The organism is Streptomyces sp. NPDC023527, assembly GCF_055560115.1.
On the sequence record NZ_JBVHJJ010000004.1, the window covers coordinates 324,585 to 344,736 of the forward strand.

At 71.3% G+C, this 20,152-nt stretch carries 20 protein-coding genes; 9 read left to right on the forward strand and 11 right to left on the reverse strand.

The genetic code is table 11. From position 1 onward, the window contains the following. Nucleotides 1–36 precede the first annotated feature (36 nt). Nucleotides 37–300, forward strand: a complete 264-nt coding sequence (locus tag ACZ303_RS10570; RefSeq protein ID WP_467337210.1) for a hypothetical protein — start codon at nucleotides 37–39, stop codon at nucleotides 298–300. Next, a complete protein-coding gene (locus tag ACZ303_RS10575; RefSeq protein ID WP_467337212.1) occupies nucleotides 297–686 on the forward strand; it encodes a PIN domain-containing protein in 390 nt (129 codons plus the stop codon). The genes ACZ303_RS10570 and ACZ303_RS10575 overlap by 4 nt, the downstream gene beginning before the upstream one ends. A gap of 124 nt (nucleotides 687–810) precedes the next feature. Here ACZ303_RS10575 and ACZ303_RS10580 read toward each other — a convergent pair whose 3' ends face one another. Continuing rightward, a complete protein-coding gene (locus ACZ303_RS10580) occupies nucleotides 811–1,836 on the reverse strand; it encodes an ATP-dependent 6-phosphofructokinase (RefSeq protein WP_467337214.1) in 1,026 nt (341 codons plus the stop codon). Between the two features lie 321 nt (nucleotides 1,837–2,157). Between ACZ303_RS10580 and pta the strand changes: the two genes are divergently transcribed. The 3 genes from pta (at nucleotide 2,158) to pyk (ending at nucleotide 7,043) form a co-directional block, all read left to right on the forward strand. Then, nucleotides 2,158–4,239: a phosphate acetyltransferase gene (gene pta, locus ACZ303_RS10585; RefSeq protein WP_467337216.1), complete on the forward strand. Its 2,082-nt coding sequence runs from the start codon at nucleotides 2,158–2,160 to the stop codon at nucleotides 4,237–4,239. Between the two features lie 92 nt (nucleotides 4,240–4,331). Then, on the forward strand, nucleotides 4,332–5,543 hold the full coding sequence (locus ACZ303_RS10590) for an acetate kinase (protein WP_467337218.1): 1,212 nt from the start codon (nucleotides 4,332–4,334) through the stop codon (nucleotides 5,541–5,543). Between the two features lie 72 nt (nucleotides 5,544–5,615). Further along, nucleotides 5,616–7,043 carry a pyruvate kinase gene (gene pyk, locus ACZ303_RS10595; protein WP_467337220.1) on the forward strand — a complete coding sequence of 476 codons (1,428 nt, stop codon included), beginning with the start codon at nucleotides 5,616–5,618 and terminating at the stop codon, nucleotides 7,041–7,043. Between the two features lie 314 nt (nucleotides 7,044–7,357). Here the strand turns inward: pyk and ACZ303_RS10600 are convergent, their stop codons facing one another. The 4 genes from ACZ303_RS10600 to ACZ303_RS10615 all read right to left on the reverse strand — a co-directional run bounded on the left by ACZ303_RS10600 (nucleotide 7,358) and on the right by ACZ303_RS10615 (nucleotide 11,435). Next, on the reverse strand, nucleotides 7,358–8,656 hold the full coding sequence (locus ACZ303_RS10600; RefSeq protein ID WP_467337222.1) for a hypothetical protein: 1,299 nt from the start codon (nucleotides 8,654–8,656) through the stop codon (nucleotides 7,358–7,360). Continuing rightward, the gene (locus ACZ303_RS10605) at nucleotides 8,646–9,149 is read right to left on the reverse strand and encodes a DUF6114 domain-containing protein (RefSeq protein WP_467337468.1); all 504 of its coding nucleotides are present in this window, start codon (nucleotides 9,147–9,149) and stop codon (nucleotides 8,646–8,648) included. The genes ACZ303_RS10600 and ACZ303_RS10605 overlap by 11 nt, the downstream gene beginning before the upstream one ends. A 95-nt stretch (nucleotides 9,150–9,244) precedes the next feature. Further along, nucleotides 9,245–9,877: a DUF6230 family protein gene (locus ACZ303_RS10610; RefSeq protein ID WP_467337224.1), complete on the reverse strand. Its 633-nt coding sequence runs from the start codon at nucleotides 9,875–9,877 to the stop codon at nucleotides 9,245–9,247. Between the two features lie 583 nt (nucleotides 9,878–10,460). After that, on the reverse strand, nucleotides 10,461–11,435 hold the full coding sequence (locus ACZ303_RS10615; RefSeq protein WP_467337226.1) for a tetratricopeptide repeat protein: 975 nt from the start codon (nucleotides 11,433–11,435) through the stop codon (nucleotides 10,461–10,463). A 223-nt stretch (nucleotides 11,436–11,658) separates the two neighbouring features. Here ACZ303_RS10615 and ACZ303_RS10620 point away from each other — a divergent pair, with 223 nt between their 5' ends. Further along, nucleotides 11,659–12,300 (forward strand): TetR/AcrR family transcriptional regulator, encoded by a 642-nt coding sequence (locus tag ACZ303_RS10620; protein WP_467337228.1) that lies wholly within the window; start codon nucleotides 11,659–11,661, stop codon nucleotides 12,298–12,300. 69 nt (nucleotides 12,301–12,369) lie between these two features. On the opposite strand, the gene ACZ303_RS10625 is transcribed toward ACZ303_RS10620, so the two are convergent. Next, nucleotides 12,370–12,867: a MarR family winged helix-turn-helix transcriptional regulator gene (locus ACZ303_RS10625; protein WP_467337230.1), complete on the reverse strand. Its 498-nt coding sequence runs from the start codon at nucleotides 12,865–12,867 to the stop codon at nucleotides 12,370–12,372. A gap of 98 nt (nucleotides 12,868–12,965) precedes the next feature. Here ACZ303_RS10625 and ACZ303_RS10630 point away from each other — a divergent pair, with 98 nt between their 5' ends. Beyond that, complete coding sequence (locus ACZ303_RS10630) at nucleotides 12,966–13,667, forward strand: nitroreductase family protein (protein WP_467337232.1); 702 nt, start codon at nucleotides 12,966–12,968, stop codon at nucleotides 13,665–13,667. Next, nucleotides 13,664–14,524: an EamA family transporter gene (locus ACZ303_RS10635; RefSeq protein ID WP_467337234.1), complete on the forward strand. Its 861-nt coding sequence runs from the start codon at nucleotides 13,664–13,666 to the stop codon at nucleotides 14,522–14,524. Before ACZ303_RS10630 ends, ACZ303_RS10635 begins: the two co-directional genes overlap by 4 nt. Before the next feature lie 34 nt (nucleotides 14,525–14,558). Here ACZ303_RS10635 and ACZ303_RS10640 read toward each other — a convergent pair whose 3' ends face one another. The 4 genes from ACZ303_RS10640 to ACZ303_RS10655 form a co-directional block, all read right to left on the reverse strand. Then, a complete protein-coding gene (locus ACZ303_RS10640) occupies nucleotides 14,559–16,259 on the reverse strand; it encodes an acyl-CoA mutase large subunit family protein (RefSeq protein ID WP_467337236.1) in 1,701 nt (566 codons plus the stop codon). 185 nt (nucleotides 16,260–16,444) lie between these two features. Next, a complete protein-coding gene (locus ACZ303_RS10645) occupies nucleotides 16,445–16,777 on the reverse strand; it encodes a DUF3817 domain-containing protein (RefSeq protein ID WP_467337238.1) in 333 nt (110 codons plus the stop codon). A gap of 53 nt (nucleotides 16,778–16,830) precedes the next feature. Continuing rightward, nucleotides 16,831–17,397, reverse strand: a complete 567-nt coding sequence (locus ACZ303_RS10650) for a MarR family winged helix-turn-helix transcriptional regulator (protein WP_467337240.1) — start codon at nucleotides 17,395–17,397, stop codon at nucleotides 16,831–16,833. 70 nt (nucleotides 17,398–17,467) lie between these two features. Then, the gene (locus ACZ303_RS10655; RefSeq protein WP_467337242.1) at nucleotides 17,468–18,667 is read right to left on the reverse strand and encodes an MFS transporter; all 1,200 of its coding nucleotides are present in this window, start codon (nucleotides 18,665–18,667) and stop codon (nucleotides 17,468–17,470) included. Between the two features lie 90 nt (nucleotides 18,668–18,757). Here ACZ303_RS10655 and ACZ303_RS10660 point away from each other — a divergent pair, with 90 nt between their 5' ends. Then, nucleotides 18,758–19,732 carry an ArsR/SmtB family transcription factor gene (locus tag ACZ303_RS10660; protein WP_467337244.1) on the forward strand — a complete coding sequence of 325 codons (975 nt, stop codon included), beginning with the start codon at nucleotides 18,758–18,760 and terminating at the stop codon, nucleotides 19,730–19,732. Nucleotides 19,733–19,804: 72 nt separating this feature from the next. Here the strand turns inward: ACZ303_RS10660 and ACZ303_RS10665 are convergent. Next, the coding region (locus tag ACZ303_RS10665; RefSeq protein ID WP_467337245.1) for an ALF repeat-containing protein at nucleotides 19,805–20,152 on the reverse strand (348 nt) is incomplete at its 5' end.

The window sequence follows — 20,152 nt, forward strand, 5'->3', positions numbered from 1 at the left end:
CGCCCCGCCGTGTATACACAGACGTATACTGCCCTCATGTCCGATGCCATGATCCGTGTCCCCGCCGAGGTGCGCGATCGCCTCGCGGTCATCGCCGAGTCCCGCGGCACCTCGATCCGTTCCCTGGTGCAGGAGTTCGCGGAGTCCACGCTCACCCCTGAGGAACGCCGCGAGCGGGCCGAGCAGGCCCGCGCCTATCTGGCCGAGCACTTCGGCGTCGAGGTGACGGACGAAGAGAGCGCCGCGATGGGCCGCAAGGTCCGAGAGGCTTTCGCCCGGCAGCAGGACGCTGCCGCGTGACCCTTCAGCATCACCTCGTCCTGGACACTCCGACCCTGGGCGCGCTGTCCGGGAACCGGCAGGTTTCCGCGCTGATCCACCACGCCTGCATCGAGCCTGAGACACGGCTGTGGGCACCGGTCCTGTCGGCCCTTGAGGCCGACCTGGACCATCCCGGGCTCGCCGAGCACATCGGCCAGCTCGACGTCATTCACACCATCGACTTCGACTACCCGACACTGCTGACGGTCGCACGACTGCGCAAGGATGGTGTTCCTCCGGGAATCTCCGCCGCCGTCCACGCCGTACGCCATCTTCCCGAGTGGGGTGCGGACGCACTGATCGCCACAGTCGCCCCGAAGGAGTACGCGGGGATCGACGTGCCGTTCCTCGACCTCAACCGCTGAGCTCCCGCGGAAGCCGGCGTCCGCCGTCAACGCAACGTCGAACGCCGGACAGGCTGGAGATCCAGCCCGTCCGGCGTTCGAGTACAAGGGGGTTCAAGGGGCTCGCCCCTCGGAAGACCGCCCCCTAGAAAACCGACTCCGCCTCGTCCATACGGTTCTCCGGCACCCGCTTGAGCTCGGTGACCGCGTCCGCGAGCGGCACCATCGTGATGTCGGTGCCGCGCAGCGCGGTCATCCGGCCGAAGTCGCCGCGGTGAGCGGCCTCGACCGCGTGCCAGCCGAAGCGGGTGGCCAGGACACGGTCGTACGCGGTGGGGGTGCCGCCGCGCTGGACGTGGCCGAGGATGACCGGGCGGGCCTCCTTGCCGAGGCGATTCTCCAGTTCGACGGCGAGCTTCGTGCCGATGCCCGCGAAGCGCTCGTGGCCGAACTGGTCTATGGCGCCCTTCTTGTAGTCCATCGACCCCTCGGCCGGGTGGGCACCCTCGGCGACGCAGATGACGGCGAACTTCTTGCCCCGGGCGAAGCGCTCCTCGACCATGGAGACCAGGTCGGCGACGTCGAAGGGGCGCTCCGGCAGGCAGATGCCGTGGGCGCCGCCGGCCATGCCGGACTCCAGGGCGATCCAGCCGGCGTGGCGGCCCATGACCTCGACGACCATGACACGCTGGTGCGACTCGGCGGTGGTCTTCAGCCGGTCGATGGCCTCGGTGGCGACACCGACGGCGGTGTCGAAGCCGAAGGTGCGGTCGGTGGCGGAGATGTCGTTGTCGATGGTCTTCGGCACCCCGACGACCGGCAGACCCGCGTCGGAAAGCATCTTGGACGCGGTGAGTGTGCCCTCGCCGCCGATGGGGATGAGCACGTCGATGCCGAGGTCACGGGCGAGTTCCTTGGAACTCTCGCAGGCCTCGCGCAGCCGGGCGCGCTCGAGGCGGGAGGAGCCGAGGATGGTGCCGCCGCGGGCGAGGATGCCGCTGACCGCGTCGAGGTCGAGCTTGCGGTGGCGGCCGTCGAGCAGGCCCTTGAAGCCGTCCTCGAAGCCGATCACCTCGTCGTTGTGGCCGACGACCGCGCGGTGCACCACCGAGCGGATGACAGCGTTCAGGCCGGGGCAGTCGCCGCCTGCGGTGAGGACTCCGATGCGCATCTGGCTGTGTCTCCTGCTCGCTACTGGTACATGTGAGCCGAACCGATTGTTTCACGGCCCGGGGGGTAGTGGCGCACCCCCGAGGACGGCGGCAGCCGTATCACCGGCCACGGGCCGAAGACCTGACAGCCATCGGCCGGAGGTCCGACAGCCGCCGGCCGGAGACCGAGTGGCTGCACCAGCTGACGCGCGCCTTAGCCACGGGCGCAGGTATTGTCAAGAGGGCAAGCCCACCATAACCGGTAATTTTTTGCCGGAGCGAACGGCCGCATGAAGACCAGAAGACCATATGAACACGGCGATGGAGCAAGGAGAGCACGCGTGACGCGCAGCGTGTACGTGACCGGGACCGACCGGGGCGACGGGCGCCAGGTCATCGAGCTGGGAGTCATGGAGCTCCTCACTCGCCATGTGGACCGGGTGGGTGTCTTCCGCCCGCTGGTCCACGGTGACGGCCCGGACCGCCTCTTCGACCTGCTGCGGTCCCGTTACCGCCTGAGCCAGTCGCCGGAGACGGTCTACGGCCTCAGCTACGGCGAGGCGTCCGCGCTCCAGGCCGAGCGGGGCACGGACGAGCTGGTGTCGACGCTCGTCGAGCGGTTCCTCGCGGTCGCCCGGGAGCACGAGTACGTGCTGGTCCTCGGCACCGACTACGCCGCCACCAACCTCCCCGACGAGCTCGCCCTCAACGCGCGCCTGGCGAACGAGTTCGGCGCCTTCGTGATCCCGGTGGTCGGCGGTCAGGACCAGCCGGCCGAGTCCGTCCGCGCCGAGGCCCGCAACGCCTACCGCGCCTACGAGGCGCTGGGCTGCGACGTCGTCGCCCTCGTCGTCAACCGGGTGGCGCCGGCCGACCGCACGGCCGTCGCCGAGCGGCTCGGCGTCAGCGTGCCCGTCCCCTGCTACGCGCTCCCCGAGGATGCCTCGCTCTCCGCGCCGACCGTGGCGCAGATCGTCCGCCAGCTGGGCGCCGAGGTGCTGCTCGGCGACGACGCGGGGCTCAACCGCGACGTCCGCGACTTCGTCTTCGGCGGCGCGATGCTGCCGGCGTTCCTGCCCGCCCTGACCGAAGGCTGCCTGGTGGTGACCCCGGGCGACCGCACGGACCTGATCATCGGCGCGCTGGCCGCGCACAGCGCGGGCGCGCCGCCCATCGCGGGTGTGCTGCTGACGCTCGACGAGCGGCCGGGCCCGGACATCCTGGCGCTCGCCGGCCGGCTGGCGCCGGGCACGCCGGTGATCTCGGTGCCGGGCGGTTCCTTCCCGACGGCCGCCGAGCTCTTCGCCGTCGAGGGCAAGCTCAACGCCGCCTCGCCGCGCAAGTCCGAGACGGCCCTCGGCCTGTTCGAGCGCCATGTGGACACCGCCGAGCTGACGAACCGGATCTCCGTCGCCCGCTCCAGCCGCGTCACGCCGATGATGTTCGAGCACGAGCTGATCGAGCGCTCCCGCTCCGGCCGCCGCCGCGTGGTGCTGCCCGAGGGCACCGAGGAGCGCGTCCTGCGCGCGGCGGACGTGCTGCTGCGCCGCGACGTCTGCGACCTCACCCTGCTGGGCGAGGAGGACACGATCCGCAAGCGCGCGGGCGAGCTGGGCATCGACCTGGCCGAGGCGCAGCTCATCGACCCGCAGACCTCGCCGCTGCGCGAGCGCTTCGCCGAGCTGTACGCGAAGGTGCGCGCCCACAAGGGCATGACGGTCGAGCTGGCGCACGACGTCGTCGCCGACGTGTCGTACTTCGGCACCCTGATGGTCCAGGAGGGCCTGGCCGACGGCATGGTCTCCGGCGCGGTGCACTCCACCGCCGCCACCATCCGCCCGGCCTTCGAGATCATCAAGACGGCGCCCGGCGCCCAGATCGTCTCCTCGGTCTTCTTCATGTGCCTGGCCGACCGGGTCCTCGTCTACGGCGACTGCGCGGTCAACCCGGACCCGAACGCCGAGCAGCTCGCGGACATCGCCATCCAGTCCGCCGCGACCGCCGCCCAGTTCGGCGTGGAGCCGCGGATCGCGATGCTGTCGTACTCCACCGGCACCTCCGGCTCGGGCGCGGACGTCGACAAGGTCCGCAAGGCCACCGAGCTCGTCCGTGAGCGCCGTCCGGACCTGCTGGTCGAGGGCCCGATCCAGTACGACGCCGCTGTCGACGCCGCCGTCGCGGCGACCAAGCTGCCCGGCTCCGACGTCGCGGGCAAGGCCACCGTGCTGGTCTTCCCGGACCTCAACACCGGGAACAACACCTACAAGGCCGTGCAGCGCTCGGCCGGCGCGGTCGCGGTCGGCCCGGTCCTGCAGGGCCTGCGCAAGCCGGTCAACGACCTCTCGCGCGGCGCCCTGGTGCAGGACATCGTGAACACCGTCGCCATCACCGCCATCCAGGCGCAGGGCGAGCAGCGCCCCTGACGCCCGTACGGTCGTACGGGAACCGCCCGGCCCCGTACGACCGTCGCCGCCCGTAACCCCACGAGAACCACACCCGACCCGGAAAGCCCTTCATGACTGCCAACCCCACCCGAGTCCTCGTCCTCAACTCCGGCTCGTCCTCGGTCAAGTACCAGCTGCTCGACATGGCCGACGGCGCCCGGCTGGCCGTCGGGCTGGTCGAGCGGATCGGTGAGGAGACGTCCCGTCTTGCCCACACCCCGCTCGCGACGGGCGGCGACAAGCGCGAGAAGGAGGCGCCCATCGCCGACCACGAGGCCGCGCTGAAGGCCGTCGCCCGGGAGCTGGCGGCGGACGGGCTGGGCCTGGACTCCCCGGAGCTGGCCGCGATCGGGCACCGGGTCGTGCACGGCGGCAAGAAGTTCACCGAGCCGACCGTGATCACCGACGAGGTCATCGCGGAGATCGAGCGGCTGATCCCGGTGGCGCCGCTGCACAACCCCGCCAACATCACCGGCATCAGGACCGCCCAGGCGCTGCGCCCGGACCTCCCGCAGGTCGCGGTCTTCGACACCGCCTTCCACACGACGATGCCCGAGGCGGCCGCGCGCTACGCGATCGACACCGAGACGGCCGACGCGCACCGCATCCGCCGCTACGGCTTCCACGGCACCTCGCACGCCTACGTCTCCCGCGAGACGGCCAGGCTGCTCGGCAAGGAGCCGTCCGAGGTCAACGTCATCGTCCTGCACCTGGGCAACGGCGCCTCGGCCTCGGCCGTGCGCGGCGGCCGCTGCGTGGACACCTCCATGGGCCTGACGCCGCTGGAGGGCCTGGTCATGGGCACCCGTTCGGGTGACATCGACCCGGCGGTCATCTTCCACCTGGCCCGCACCGCGGGGATGTCCATCGACGAGATCGACTCGCTCCTCAACAAGAAGAGCGGTCTGATCGGTCTGTGCGGCGACAACGACATGCGCGAGATCCGCCGGCGCATCGACGCGGGCGACGAGCGGGCTGCGCTGGCCTTCGACATCTACGTGCACCGGCTGAAGAAGTACATCGGTGCCTACTACGCCGTCCTGGGCAAGGTCGACGCGATCGCCTTCACCGCCGGTGTCGGCGAGAACGCCGCCCCCGTGCGCGAGGCGGCCGTCGCGGGCCTGGAGGAGCTGGGCCTGGCCGTGGACGCCGGTCTCAACGCCGTACGGGCCGACGAGCCGCGGCTGATCTCCCCCGAGTACGCCCGGGTCGCGGTCGCCGTAGTGCCCACCGATGAGGAGCTGGAGATCGCCACCCAGACGTACGCGCTGGTCAGCGCTTGATCACCGGCCGACCCTCGGTCTTTCCCACAGCTCGAATATTCCGCTCCGAAACAAACCGATAGGATCTGCCCCATGCGCCGTTCCAAAATCGTCTGCACCCTGGGCCCTGCCGTTGACTCCTTCGACCAGCTGAAGACGCTGATCGAGGCCGGTATGAACGTGGCCCGCTTCAACATGAGCCACGGAACCCACTCGGAGCACGAGGAGCGGTACCACCGCCTCCGCAAGGCCGTCGAGGAGACCGGCCGCGCGGTCGGCGTCCTGGCCGACCTCCAGGGCCCGAAGATCCGCCTGGAGACCTTCGCGGACGGCCCCGTGGAGCTGGTGCGCGGTGACGAGTTCACCATCACCACCGAGGACGTCCCGGGCGACAAGACGATCTGCGGCACGACCTACAAGGGCCTGCCGGGCGACGTCTCCAAGGGCGACCAGATCCTGATCAACGACGGCAACGTCGAGCTGCGGGTCACCGAGGTCGAGGGCCCGCGGGTCAAGACCATCGTGATCGAGGGCGGTGTCATCTCCGACCACAAGGGCATCAACCTGCCCGGCGCGGCGGTGAACGTCCCGGCGCTGTCCGAGAAGGACGTCGACGACCTGAAGTTCGCCCTCGCGATGGGCTGCGACATGGTCGCGCTGTCCTTCGTCCGCGACGCCTCCGACGTCCTGGACGTCCACCGCGTCATGGACGAGGTCGGCCGCCGGGTCCCGGTCATCGCCAAGGTCGAGAAGCCGCAGGCCGTCGCCAACATGCTGGACGTCGTCATGGCGTTCGACGGTGTGATGGTGGCCCGTGGCGACCTGGCGGTGGAGTACCCGCTGGAGAAGGTCCCGATGGTGCAGAAGCGCCTCATCGAGCTCTGCCGCCGCAACGCCAAGCCGGTGATCGTCGCGACCCAGATGATGGAGTCGATGATCACCAACTCGCGCCCGACCCGCGCCGAGGCGTCCGACGTCGCCAACGCCATCCTCGACGGCGCCGACGCGGTCATGCTCTCCGCCGAGTCCAGCGTGGGCGCGTACCCGATCGAGACCGTCAAGACGATGTCCCGCATCGTCGAGGCGGCCGAGGAGGAGCTGCTCTCCAAGGGCCTCCAGCCGCTGGTCCCGGGCAAGAAGCCGCGCACGCAGGGCGGCTCGGTCGCCCGCGCGGCCTGCGAGATCGCGGACTTCCTGGGCGCGAAGTCGCTGGTCGCCTTCACCAAGTCCGGCGACACGGCCCGCCGCCTGTCCCGCTACCGCACGGCCCAGCCGATCCTGGCCTTCACCACGGACGCCTCGACCCGCAACCAGCTCGCGCTGAGCTGGGGCGTGGAGACCTATGTCGTCCCGCACGTGGAGAACACGGACGCCATGGTCGACCTGGTCGACGCCGAGCTGCTGAAGCTCAAGCGCTACGGCGAGGGCGACACGATGATCATCACGGCGGGTTCCCCGCCCGGCGTGCCCGGCACGACGAACATGGTGCGGGTGCACCACCTGGGCGGCGAGGGCCGCTAGGGGTCTGTCCGACGGGACTTCGGCTGCGGGCCCGTCGCTGCCGCCTGCGGCGGTGAGCGCCCTGCGGGCGCGTCCTCGAACTCCGCCCGGCTACCGCTGGAAGGTGCCCCGGACGGGCTGATATCGGCTGAGCCCGGCCGATATCAGCCCGTCCGGCGTTTGAGGACACCGCCGCGCAGCGGTGGGTGCACCCCCATGATCCGCCGGACAGGCCCCCGGTCCCGCGCTCCGGCACGTACGCGGCTGTGGCCGCCGTCCTCCGTGGAGGACGGCGGCCACAGCCGCTTCTTCGTGCCCGTACGGCCTCGCGCGGCCTACGGGTAGGTGCCGTCGGTGATGTACAGGTGGAGGTTGGGGATGTGCAGCTGGCCGCCGAACTGGCCGGACTGGCGGATCTTCACGTCCGTGAAGAAGATCGGGATGGGCAGCTTCAGGCCGGGGATCATCGGCGGCGGGCTGGTCGCCGTGTAGTTCGCCGGCAGCAGCCCGAGGAGCTTGCCCTTCAACTCCTCGGTGTACATGGTCACTTGACCACCGGTGATCGTGGAGTTCGTGCCCGGTCCGGCGACGTGGTTCTGCTTGCCGGGGCTGTTGACGATCTGGTGCAGGTCCCCGATGCCGACCGAGTCGGCGGTGAACTTCAGGACGGACTTCTCCTGGCCGTTCACCATCGTGATCCGCTTGACGCCCTGGTAGGTCAGACCGCCGAGGGTGAGCTTGCTGGACTCCAGGAACCAGGGCTGGTTCGGGAAGGCGTGCTTCTCGTTCTCGTCCATGACCTTGGACGCGGGGCACGGCGGCGGGTTGTCCGGGTCCACGGAGGGCGAGGCGGACGGGGAGGGCGAGCCCGAGGCGGACGGGGTGGGGCTCGGGCTCGTACTGCCGCTCGCGCTCGGGGCGGGAGCGGCCGTCCCGCCCTTGTCCTTGTCCTTCTCCGGGGTGGGAGACGCCGGCTTCCGGGACGGGGAAGGGCTCGCGCTCTCGCTGGGACTGGGGCTCGCGCTCGCGCTCGGCGGGGCGGGCTGCTGACCGGCCTTGGCGCCGCCGGTCAGAATGTCCTTGAGCTTGTCACCGAGGCCCAGGGGGTCGAGGGGGTTGGCGGGCTTCGAGGCCGAGGGCGAGGGCGACGGGGACGGCGCGACAGGCGGGGCCGGCAGCTTGCCGGCGCCCGCGGGGGCCTTCCCGTCGGGTGTCTCCACCTTGTCCCCTGTGAGCTTGTCGGCGGGGACGTCCTGGCCGCCGGAGTCCTTGGCGTCGCCCTTGTCCCGCGGGGCGCCGTCCTTGCCCTCGACGTCCTTCTCGACGTCCTTGGGGGTGGCCTTCCCCTTCTTCCCGTCCTCTTTCCTGGTGTCCTCGCTCTGCTCGGCCTCGGGCTCCGCGCTCTGGTCCGGGGCCGTGACGCAGGCGCCCTCGAACGGGCCCTTCGCCGTCGGCTTGGCCATCGCCAGCTGGGGCGTGAGCCCCATGCCCATCAGCACGGCGGTCGGCATCGCCGCGAGGGCGACCGCCTTCCCGGCGGGCATCTGCAGCCGGGCCAGCAGTGGTTTGCGGGGCGCGGCGTGCCGCGGGCCCGTTCTCGCACGGCTGTCCTCGTGCGCCTCGTCAGTCGCCACGGTGCCTCCCGTTCGTCTCCTTCGTCAGGGACAGCCGGGACCGGTCGCCCTGCGGGGCCTCGCCGGCCGCCCCCTCCGCCCCGGCTGCGGCGAGCGGCTTCCCGGGCGCCCAGGACACGCCGAGCGCGCCGCCGATGAGGGCGAGCAGGAATCCGATCAGGAACGCCCCGAAGTTGGACACCACCAGGGACACCAGCGCGAGCAGGATCGCCGCGACGCCGGAGAAGATCCGCGACTGCTGCTGGAACCAGAGCGTCAGGCCGAGGACGATCAGCAGCACTCCGATGATCAGCGAGCCGGCACCGGCGGTGGTGGCCAGGCGGATGTGCAGGTCGCCCAATGACATGGTCTGGTACGGGATGTACATGATCGGGAAGCCGGCCAGCAGCGTCCACAACCCACCCCAGAACGGGCGTCGCCCCCGCCATTCCCGGAACGAACGGCGGGCGCGGCCAAATGAGTCTGACTGCCGGGGTCGCGTGTCGGCGCTCATGTCGTACAGCTCCTCGGGACTGGCGAAATTCGGTGGTACGTGCGCCCGTACGGGCACGGGAACGCGCGTCACGCCCCGTACCCGCACTTCTGGACTCAGTTGTCCTTGCAGTCGGCGGCGCCCATGTTGACGCCCATCTTCAGACCGGGGAGCGTGAACGAGCCGGCCGAAGTGGCCCAGGCGCGCTGGCTGACGTCGGTGAACACCACCGACTCGGCCTGCTGGGCGAACGAACCGGGCACATAGGCGCCCCGGCCGTTCTCGCCCGGCTTCGCGGGACCGGGACCCTGGGTGGTCGAGTCGACCGCCACACCGATGTCGACATTGGTGAAGACCGCGTTGGCGGTCATGTCGTCGGCGTCGATGTACAGCTTCGTCGCCTTGACCTTGTCCTTCCCGCCGCCGGCCTTCAGCTTCATCGAGACCTTGCCGAACGGCGTCGGGATGGTGACCGCCTGGCAGAGGTTGGTGATGGTCGCCTCGTTGATGCCGACGACGGCGACGGGCTTGTTGCCCTCCTTCGTGACGTCATTGGCGCCGTACTGGACGAACCCGGTGCCTTCGAGCCGCTTCGCCGCGACCTCGAACTGCTGGCCTGAAACACTGAACGACGCCGCGAGGGCACCCTGCGCCAACGCCACACCGATCGCGGCGGTCGCCGCGACGCTCGGCACCATGACGACGGCGAACCGCCGCCATCTGGTCCCGCCGCGAGTCTGGGACTCCATGACTTGCCTCCTTCTCGGACGTACATCTCCGGCACGGGCCTCGCCTCGCGAGACCGCGCCCGGGGATGGGAGACGTGCTACGTCCTCGGGAAGAAGAGCGCCACCGCCACCCGGTGGCGTGGCACGCCCCGGACAACACCGACGATCACCCCCGAGCGACAACCACTGGCCACGCGTTCGCGCAACCTCCGGGACAGGCCCCGTCCGTTGACGGCGGGAACCCCCCTGTCCCAGGTGCGGCCGACAGGCCGCACCCACTCGGTGGGGACCCATTCCTCCGACGCCGACCGGCTGCCGGGCTGGGGGAACGGACCGAGCTTGGCCGATCGTGGTCCATTCCAGGCCGGGGCACAAGAGGTTCATTACTAGCGAGTAACGAGCCGATAACCAAGGGGTGATGGGTACGCATCGACCACCGGGGCGAGGTTGCCGCAACGTGTCCGGAGGGAAGGGGGGATAAAGCGAAAAACCCGGGCGAAAGCCCGGGTTTTCCTTACTCGCAGTAACGGTGACCGCGATTACCAAGTTTTGGTAAAGAGCGGCGACTGTGCAACCAGCACACAGAAGGGGCGGGGAGCCTCCGTCAGAACAGCGCCCTCGACAGAGCCGTGCGCGCGGCGGACACCCGCGGGTCGTCCGCCCCGATCACCTCGAAGAGCTCCAGCAGCCGCACCCGCGCGGCGTCCCGGTCCTCGCCCACCGTCCGCTTGACCGCGTCGAGCAGTCGGCCGAAGGCGTCCTCGACATGGCCGCCGACCAGGTCCAGGTCGGCCGCGGCGATCTGCGCCCGCACATCGGCGGCGTTCTCCGCGGCGGCCTTGCGGACCTGCTGCGGGTCCATGTCCTGAACCCGGCGGAGCAATTCGGCCTGGGCCAGGCCCAGCTTCGCCTCGGCGTTGGCCGGGTCGTCGGCCAGCACGTTCTTGTACGCCTGGACGGCACCGCCCAGGTCACCGGCGTCCAGCGCCTCGTGGGCCCGGCCGAGCGCGGTGTCGTGCGGGCTCGCCGGAGCCGCCTGCGGGACGGGCTGGGCCTCGGCCGCGGCGCCCGGCTCCACCGGCGCGCCCACGATGCCGAAGCGCTGCTCCGCCACCGCGATGAGCTGGTCGAGCACCTCGCGGATCTGCGCCTCGGGCGCGGCGCCCTGGAACAGCGGCAGGGCCTGCCCGGCCACCACCGCGAAGACCGCGGGGATGGACTGCACGCCGAACTGCTGGAACAGCATCTGGTTGGCTTCGACGTCGATCTTGGCGAGGACGAACCGTCCGGCGTACTCCGCCGCCAGCCGCTCCAGCAGCGGGCCGAGCTGCTTGCACGGCTCGCACCAGTCGGCCCAGAAGTCGATGACGACGGGCACCTCGGCGGAGCGCTGGAGGACCTCCGGCTCGAAGCCGGCCTCGTCGACGTCGAAGACGAGGCGCTGCGCGCCGGCGGGCGGCGTCCCGCCCTCACGCGCGGCCTGGGCCCGTGCCTGCTCGGCCTTCTGCTTGGCTTCCCCGGCCGCCTTCACCGCGGCGAGGTCGACCACTCCACTCATGGACATGTTCCGTGGCTGCATGGCCCTATCCTCCCCCCTCCGCGCGGCGATCGGAAAAGCGCGCCCCAAAGGGCGCTCATAGCTTCGAGTCCGGCGCCGGGTCCCCACCTGGCGCCTGTGGTTGTCGCTCTTTCGCTACGAGTCGTAGCGTAACTGGAAGCCCCGCCTCTCCGGGGGCGACACGGAAAGCTTTCACGTGATCTGCCTCATACCGGTGGAGCTACCCGGCGGTAAGGTCACGGGCATGACTTCCGCCCTTCCCACCGGGCGCCCCGGGCACGGCGCCCAGGGGCGTACGGGCCGCCCGCGCAGCGCCGAGGCCGACCGCGCGATCCTCGACGCGACGCGGGCCGCGCTGGTCGAACTGGGCTGGGGCAAGCTGACGATGGGCGACGTGGCGGCCCGTGCCGGGGTCGCCAAGACGACCCTCTACCGCCGCTGGGCGGGCAAGAGCGAGCTGGTCACGGACGCGGTGGCGGCCCTCTTCGACGAGCACCTCGACCTTCCCGACCTGGGCAGCCTCCAGGCGGACATCGAGGGTGTGGTCCTGCGCTTCGCGGCCCTGCTGGAGCGGCCGGAGACGAAGACGGCCCTGATGGCCGTGGTCGCCGAGTCCACGCGGGACGACGCGCTGCGCGCGCGGATCCGCTCCGCGATCGTGGACCGGCAGAAGCGGCTCGTCCTGCTCGGCCGCGGCCGGGCGCAGGCCCGCGGGGAGCTCCCCCGCGAGACCGACCCGGCGGCCGCCGACCGCAACGCGGACCTGATCTTCGACGTGATCGCCGGCGCGGTCGTCCACCGCACGCTCGTCAGCGCCGAGCCCGTCGACCCCGAGTGGGCGCGCGGCTTCACGAACCTCCTGGTCGGGGGCCTCGCGGCGGTCTGAGGCGCGGCGGTCCGAGGCGCGGGCTCCAGCGCACCTCACCGGTCCGGGTGGCCGATCGACCCGCATCCCTCACTGCCCCGTGTCGCCGAGCGACTCCAGCAGGCGGCGCAGGTCCCTGGCCATGCGGTCGCGCTGGGCGTCGGTGAGCCCGGCGAGCAGCCGGTCCTGGGTGGCCACGTTGTCGATGAGGGCCTTGTCGACGAGGGCCCGGCCGTCACTCGTGAGGGCGACGCTGACGCTCCGCGCGTCCTCCTCCCTTCGGGTACGGGTGATCAGCCCGCGTTCCTCCAGGCGGTCCAGGCGTTGGGAGACCGCGCCCGAGGTGACCATCGACGACCGCATGAGCTCGGCGGGCGTCAGGGAGTGGGGCGCCGGACTGCGGCGGAGGGTGGCGAGGACGTCGAAGGCCGCGGCGTCCAGGCCGTGGCCGCTGTAGGCGGTGCGCAGTTCGCCTTCGACGATCCGGGCGAGGCGCTTGATGCGGCCGATGACGGCCATGGGAGAGGCGTCGAGGTCGGGGGCCTGCTCGGCCCACTGCGCCAGGACACGGTCCACTTGATCACTCATGCCCACGAGTCTACGCGGTTGCCTTAGTGCTGAGCTATTTAACTTAGCGGTGAGATACCCACTTGTCTTAGCGCTAAGAGATCGCGTAGGTTGTGCCCATGACCACCGAGAACGCACCCCTGACGGTGCCGCGGGCCATCCGCACCCGCCGCAGCATCCGCCACTACCTCCCCGAGCCCATACCGGCCGCGCAACTGACCGAACTGCTCGACCTGACGCTGGAGGCACCCTCCAGCTGGAATGTGCAGGCGCGTTACGTCGTCGCCGTCTCCGACCAGGAGGGGCGCGAGGGCCTGACCCGGGCCACCGGCGGCCAGCCGCACCCCCAGGAAGCCCCGGTGACACTGGTCTTCGTGGCCTCCAGCCAGGCGTGGCGCGAGGACCTGAGCGACATCTACGACCGGGCGCGCCGGAACGACGCGTGGAACGAGCAGTTCACCGCCGGCTTCTCGCAGGCGAGCCTGGACTTCCACCAGGACCTGGAACGACGGGGCCTGCTGCGCGAGTACGCCATCAAGGACGCGGTCATCGCCGCCACCTACGCGATGGTGGCCGCCGCGTCCATGGGCCTGGCCACCTCGCCGATGAACGGCTGGGACGAGGACGAGGTCAAGCGGGTCATCGGCATCGGTGACCGCGACGATCTCCACATCGCGCTGCTGCTGCCCGTGGGCAGGCCCGCGGAGGAGCGCCGGCACCCGGGGCGCCGACCGCTCGGCCGCAACGCGTTCGACGGCCGCTTCGGCCGCGCCTTCCTCGGCACGCCCCTCGACGCGCCCGAGCCGGCGGTGGCCCGATGAGAGCGGACCGGGTCGTCGTCGACTCCGCCCTCACGGCCCTCGCGCCCGCCGTCTGGGGCTCCACCTACCTCGTCACCACCGAGCTCCTGCCGGCGGACCGGCCCTTGCTGGCCGCGACGGTACGGGCGCTCCCGGCAGGGCTGATCCTGCTGGCGATCGGCCGGACACTGCCGCGCGGTATGTGGTGGTGGCGGGCCCTGGTGCTGGGCGTGCTGAACATCGGCGCCTTCTTCTACCTGCTGTTCGTGGCCGCGTACCACCTGCCCGGCGGGGTCGCGGCGCTGGTGGGGTCCGTCCAGCCCATGCTCGTGCTCGTCCTGTCGGTGCCCCTGCTGAAGACGAGGATCAGGCCGGTCCAGGCGGTCACCTGCGCGCTGGGCGCGACCGGCATCGGACTGCTGGTGCTCGGGCCGCGGGCGGGGCTGGACGCGGTGGGGATCGGCGCGGGGCTCCTGGGCGCGGCGAGCATGGCGACCGGGATCGTGCTCACCAAGCGCTGGGGGCGCCCCGAGGGCGTGGGGGTGCTGACCTTCACGGGCTGGCAGCTGACCATCGGCGGCCTGGTCCTCGCGCCGGTCGCGCTGATCGGCGAGGGCCTGCCCGCCACGGTCACCGGCGCGAACCTCGCCGGGTTCGCCTATCTGAGTGTCGTCGGGGCGCTGTTCGCCTACGCGATCTGGTTCCGGGGCCTGGAGCGGCTGCCCGCCCTCTCGGTGTCGTTCCTGAGCTTCACCTCGCCGCTGGCCGCGACGGTCCTCGGCTACGTCGTCCTGGACCAGACCCTGTCGGCCGTCCAGATCGCCGGCGCCCTGGCGGTCGTCGCGGCGGTCGTCCTCGCCCAGCCCCGACGCCGCTGAGGCAGCGGCGCCGGGGACCGGCGGCCCGTAGGGGCTAGAAGCCCGCCGGCTCCGTGTACGTCCCCCACTCCTCGCGCAGTACGTCGCAGATCTCGCCCAGCGTCGCCTCCGCGCGCACCGCCTCCAGCATCGGCGCGATCATGTTGGAGCCGTCGCGGGCCGCGTCCAGCATCGCCGACAGCGCGGCGGTGACCCGCCCGTCGTCGCGCCGGGCCTTGCGTCCGCCGAGCTCGCGGACCTGCTCCCGCTCCACCTCGTGGCTGACCCGCAGGATCTCCAGGTCACCGGTGACGGACCCGTGGTGGCAGTTGACGCCGACGACCCGCTTGTCGCCCTTCTCCAGCGACTGCTGGTAGCGGAAGGCGCTCTCCGCGATCTCGCCGGTGAACCAGCCGTCCTCGATGCCGCGCAGGATGCCCGAGGTGATGGGTCCGATGGGATGCCGGCCGTCCGGCACGGACCGGGTGCCCCGCTCCTTTATCTGCTCGAAGATCTTCTCCGCGTCGGCCTCGATGCGGTCGGTGAGCTGCTCCACGTACCAGGAACCGCCCAGCGGGTCCGCGACGTTGGCGACGCCGGTCTCCTCCATCAGCACCTGCTGCGTCCGCAGGGCGATCTCGGCGGCCTGCTCGCTGGGGAGCGCGAGGGTCTCGTCGAGGGCGTTGGTGTGCAGGGAGTTCGTGCCGCCGAGGACGGCGGACAGGGCCTCCACGGCCGTCCGTACGACGTTGTTGTACGGCTGCTGGGCGGTGAGGGAGACGCCGGCGGTCTGCGTGTGGAAGCGCAGCCACTGGGCCTTGTCGGTCTTGGCGCCGTAGACGTCCCGCATCCAGCGGGCCCAGATGCGGCGGGCCGCGCGGAACTTGGCGATCTCCTCGAAGAAGTCGAGGTGCGAGTCGAAGAAGAAGGACAGGCCCGACGCGAAGTGATCGACGTCCAGGCCGCGGCTCAGGCCCAGCTCCACATACCCGAAGCCGTCGGCGAGGGTGTACGCCAGCTCCTGCGCGGCCGTCGCCCCGGCCTCGCGGATGTGATAGCCGGAGACGGACAGCGGCTTGTAGGCCGGGATGTCGCGGGCGCAGTGCTCCATCAGGTCGCCGATCAGGCGCAGATGGGGCTCGGGCGGGAAGAGCCACTCCTTCTGCGCGATGTACTCCTTGAAGATGTCCGTCTGGAGCGTGCCGTTGAGTATCGCCGGGTCGATGCCCTGGCGCTCGGCGGCGACGAGATACATGCAGAAGACGGGCACGGCGGGCCCGCTGATGGTCATCGAGGTGGTCACGTCGCCGAGCGGGATGTCCTTGAAGAGGACCTCCATGTCGGCGGCGGAGTCGATGGCGACGCCGCAGTGGCCGACCTCGCCGAGGGAGCGCGGGTCGTCGGAGTCGCGGCCCATGAGGGTGGGCATGTCGAAGGCGACGGAGAGCCCGCCGCCGCCGGCGGCGAGGATCATCTTGTAGCGCTCGTTGGTCTGCTCGGCGTTGCCGAAGCCGGCGAACTGGCGGATGGTCCAGGTCCGGCCGCGGTAGCCGGTCGCGTGGAGGCCGCGGGTGAAGGGATACTCCCCCGGCCAGCCGATCCGCTCGAAGCCCTCGTAGACATCGCCGGGCCGGGGTCCGTAGACGGGCTCGACCTCGTCGCCGGACAGCGTGGTGAAGTCCGCCTCGCGCTTGCGGGCCGCGTCATAGCGGGCCTGCCAGCGGCTGCGCCCCGCCTCGATCGCTGCTGCGTCCATGGTCTCTCGTCCGCCTCTCCGCGCCCCCGGCGCGAGTCCGTGCTGATCGGCGGCTGCTGCCGCGCAGCCGCCCATGGGGCCGATAAATTTACTAGGACGTCCTAGTAAATGGTCGCGCAAGAGCGCCCCGAACACAAGGGGTGTCCGGGGCGGTGTCGCTGCCTGCCGAGTGCCTGCGCGGAGGGTCAGGCGGTGGCGCGCGCGGAGTCGTCGATGATCAGGGGCTCCAGCTCCTTGACCGCGTTGCGCTCGACGAAGAACGCCGCGGTCGGGATCGTGCCCGCGACCAGCACCCATGCCAGCTTGCCGAACGACCACTTGGCCTTGGAGCCCATGTCGAAGGCGAAGACCAGATAGAGGACGAAGAGCCAGCCGTGCGCGATGGCGATGGCGCGGACGGCGGTCGCGACGTCCATGTCCAGCAGGTACTTGGCGATCATGCCGAGGGTCAGCAGGACCAGGAGCACGCCGGTGATGTACGCCAGCACGCGGTATCGGGTCAGGACAGCTCGCTTCATGCGTACGAGCGTAACCGCACGTTCCGGGGCGATCTTCGCCGCCCCTCCGCGCGTCACCCGCCCGAGTGCCCGTCCCCTTCCGCGCCGCCCTCTTCCTCGCCGCCTTCTTCCGCCCCGTCCTCGAAGTCCTCCGCCGCCACCCGCAGCGGCCGCAGCATCCGGAAGATGTCCCCGCACTCCTCCGCGTCGTACACCCCGAGCCCGAAGTCCATCGCCATCAGGTCCCGCGTGGCCGCGTCGACGACCTCGCGGCCCTTGTCGGTGATCGAGGCGAGCGTGCCCCGGCCGTCCTTGGGGTTGGGGCGCTTGTCCACCAGGCCCGAGGTGACCAGCCGGTCGACCGTGTTGGTGACGGACGTGGGGTGCACCATCAGCCGCTCGCCGATCTTGGACATCGGCAGCTCACCGGCCTTGCTGAAGGTCAGCAGCACCAGGGCCTCGTAGCGGGCGAAGGTCAGCCCGTACGGCTTGACGACCGCGTCGACCTGGCCGAGCAGGATCTGGTGGGCGCGCATGATCGAGGTGATCGCCGCCATGGACGGCACGGACCCCCAGCGCTGCTTCCAGAGCTCGTCGGCGCGGGCGATGGGATCGAAGGGAAGGCTGAGCGGCTTCGGCACGGAACGAGCCTACCGCCCGCCCATATGGTGATTCCGGCCGTCTCGAACTCCGGACGGACGGACCGCCCGCTCACACCGAACGCAGGACGACGCGAACCACCAGCCCCACCCCCGCCGTACCGATGACACCGACGCCCGCCACCACCGCGTGCACCGGTACGAACTCCGCCGCCGCACCGGCCAGCGCCATGCCCAGCCCCTGGATCGTCATCGTCCCGGCCGTCTGGAGCGTCATCGCCCGGCCCCGCAGTCCCTCCGGCACCGCCGCGATGAACCACTGGTCCAGCCCCAGGGTATGCGCCACCCCCAGCCCCGCCGAGGCCACGGCGAGCAACGCCCAGCCGAGGGAGGGCGTCAGCGCGTACGCGAGGAAGGGCAGCAGCGTCGTGGCCGCCAGCGGCAGCGTGATCCGCTCCCGGACGGGCGCGCTCAACATCGACCCCGCGAGCACCTCGCCGACGATCGACCCCACCGGCATCCCTGCCATCAGCAGCCCCACGCCGACCGGACCGGCGCCGATCTCGTCCGCGTACGGGGCCGCGAGCGCCTCCGGAGCGACCAGGAAGAACGGCGGCGCCCAGGTCAGCAGGAGCAGCGCCCGTATCCGGCGGTGGGCGAAGAGCAGCCGCATGCCCGAGAGGGAGGACTTCAGCAGGGCGACGCCTTCTCCCGTACGCCCCACCCGCCGCTTGGTCCCCAGCCGCAGCAGCAGTGCGGAGGCGAGGAAGCCGGCGACGGTCGCGGTGAGGGCGGTACGCGGCGAGACGGCCGCCAGCAGCAGACCTCCGGCGGCGAAGCCGGCGAGTTGGGCGCCCTGGGAGACGATGCGGATCAAGGAGCGGCCGAGGACGAACAGTTCGCCCTCGCCGAGGATGTCGCCCATGGTCGCCGCCCTCGTACCGGCCAGGACGGGCCCCACCATGGCGCTGACGCACCGCAGGGCCAGCAGCCCGGCGACCGGTGTCGCGGGCAGCGCCATCGCGGCGGCGCTCACGGCGCACAGCAGATTGCAGACGACCAGCACCCGGCGCGCGGGGTAGCGGTCCGCGACCCCGGACAGCAGCGTGCCGCCCAGGACGTACGGCAGGAAGCCGAGGGCGAAGGTCAGCGCGCTCATCAGCGGCGAGCCGGTCACGCGGTACACGAGGACGGACAGCGCGAGCTCCCCGACGACGAGTCCGAGCAGGGAGAGGAGGTGCGCGGCGAAGACGGCACGGAATTCCCGCACGGCGAAGACGGCCGGGTATCCGGCCGGGAGGGTCGTGGACATGCGGGAAGCGTGCCGAGCGGCGGGGGCGGCGCTCTAGTCTTTCGTCTGGGAACGAAAGTACGAGTGAAGAGCGGCGGAAGGGAGGCGGGGATGCCCTTCCGGATGTCCTTCGAGGCGGACGACCTGCTGCGGTGCCGGTTCGGGATCTCACCGCTGTGGGAGACGCAGCAGGCGGTGCACACCTTGGTGAGCCCGAGCCGGCACGGCTACCACCTGCCGTGGCTGCGGCGGAACCGGGAGGCGGTCGCCCGGCTGGACCTCGCGCCGCTCGCCCTGCTGATGCCGTCGCACGGCTACCACCCGGACTTCCTGTGCCCGCCGCCGGACGGCCCGCTGTCGTCGATCGAGGACGAGCTGGCGCGCGTACGGGCCACCGACCCCGCGGTGGCACGCGCGGAGCTCACACGGGCGCTCGCCGATACGCCGGGCGCCGCGAGGACACCGGTGGGGCGGGCCATGCTCGCCGACCCGGCCCGTGCCGTGCGGGAGTTGACGGACGGGCTGGAGCGGGCCTGGCACACCCTGCTCGCCCAGGACTGGCCCAGGCTGCGCGCCCTGCTGGAGGCCGATGTCGCGTTCCACACGCGGCGGCTGGCCGAGGGCGGCCTGGAGCGGCTCTTCGCCGACCTGCACCCGGCGCTGACCTGGTCGAACGGCACACTGACCCTCGCCAAGCCCGGCCACCACGACCGCGAACTGGGCGGGCGGGGCCTGATGCTGGTGCCGAGCGTCTTCGCCTGGCCGGAGGTGATCGGCGGCTTCGATCCGCCGTGGCAGGCGACGGTCGTCTATCCGGCGCGCGGCATCGGCGACCTGTGGAGCGAGCCGGACGCGGGCGCCGCGCTCGCCCGCCTCCTGGGCGCCAACCGCGCCGCGCTCCTGTCGACCCTCACCGAACCGGCGACCACGACCACCCTCGCCCACCGGCACGGCCTCGCCCTGTCGTCCGTCTCGACGCACCTGTCCGTACTGCGCGCGGCGGGCCTGCTGACGTCCCGCCGCGCCGGCCATCAGGTGCTGTACGAGCGCACGCCACTCGGCATCGCGCTGGTGCGGGGGCCTTGAGCCGACCGGGCCGGCGCAGGTCGGCCGCGATGCCGAGCCTCCGGCCCGGCGGCTCGGCCCGCTCGTTCGGCGCTACTTGGCGCGGTGCTGGTCGAGGAGGCGCGCACGGTCCTCGGGGGTGCCGTTGAGCGCCTTCTTGGCCTCGGCCTGGCTGATCTTCCCGCTCGACAGGAGCTGCACGATCGCGACGCGGTTGTCCTGGTCACGGGCCTCGAACTGGCCGACCTCAAGGAAACGGACGCGGTCCTCGGGCGTACCGTTCATCGCCTTGCCCACGGCCTCCTTCAGCCCACGGCCGGCATTCTTGTCGCTGAGCAGCCGGATGATCGCGACGCGGTTGTCCTGGTCACGGGCCTCGAACTGGCCGACCTCAAGGAAACGGACGCGGTCCTCGGGCGTACCGTTCATCGCCTTGCCCAC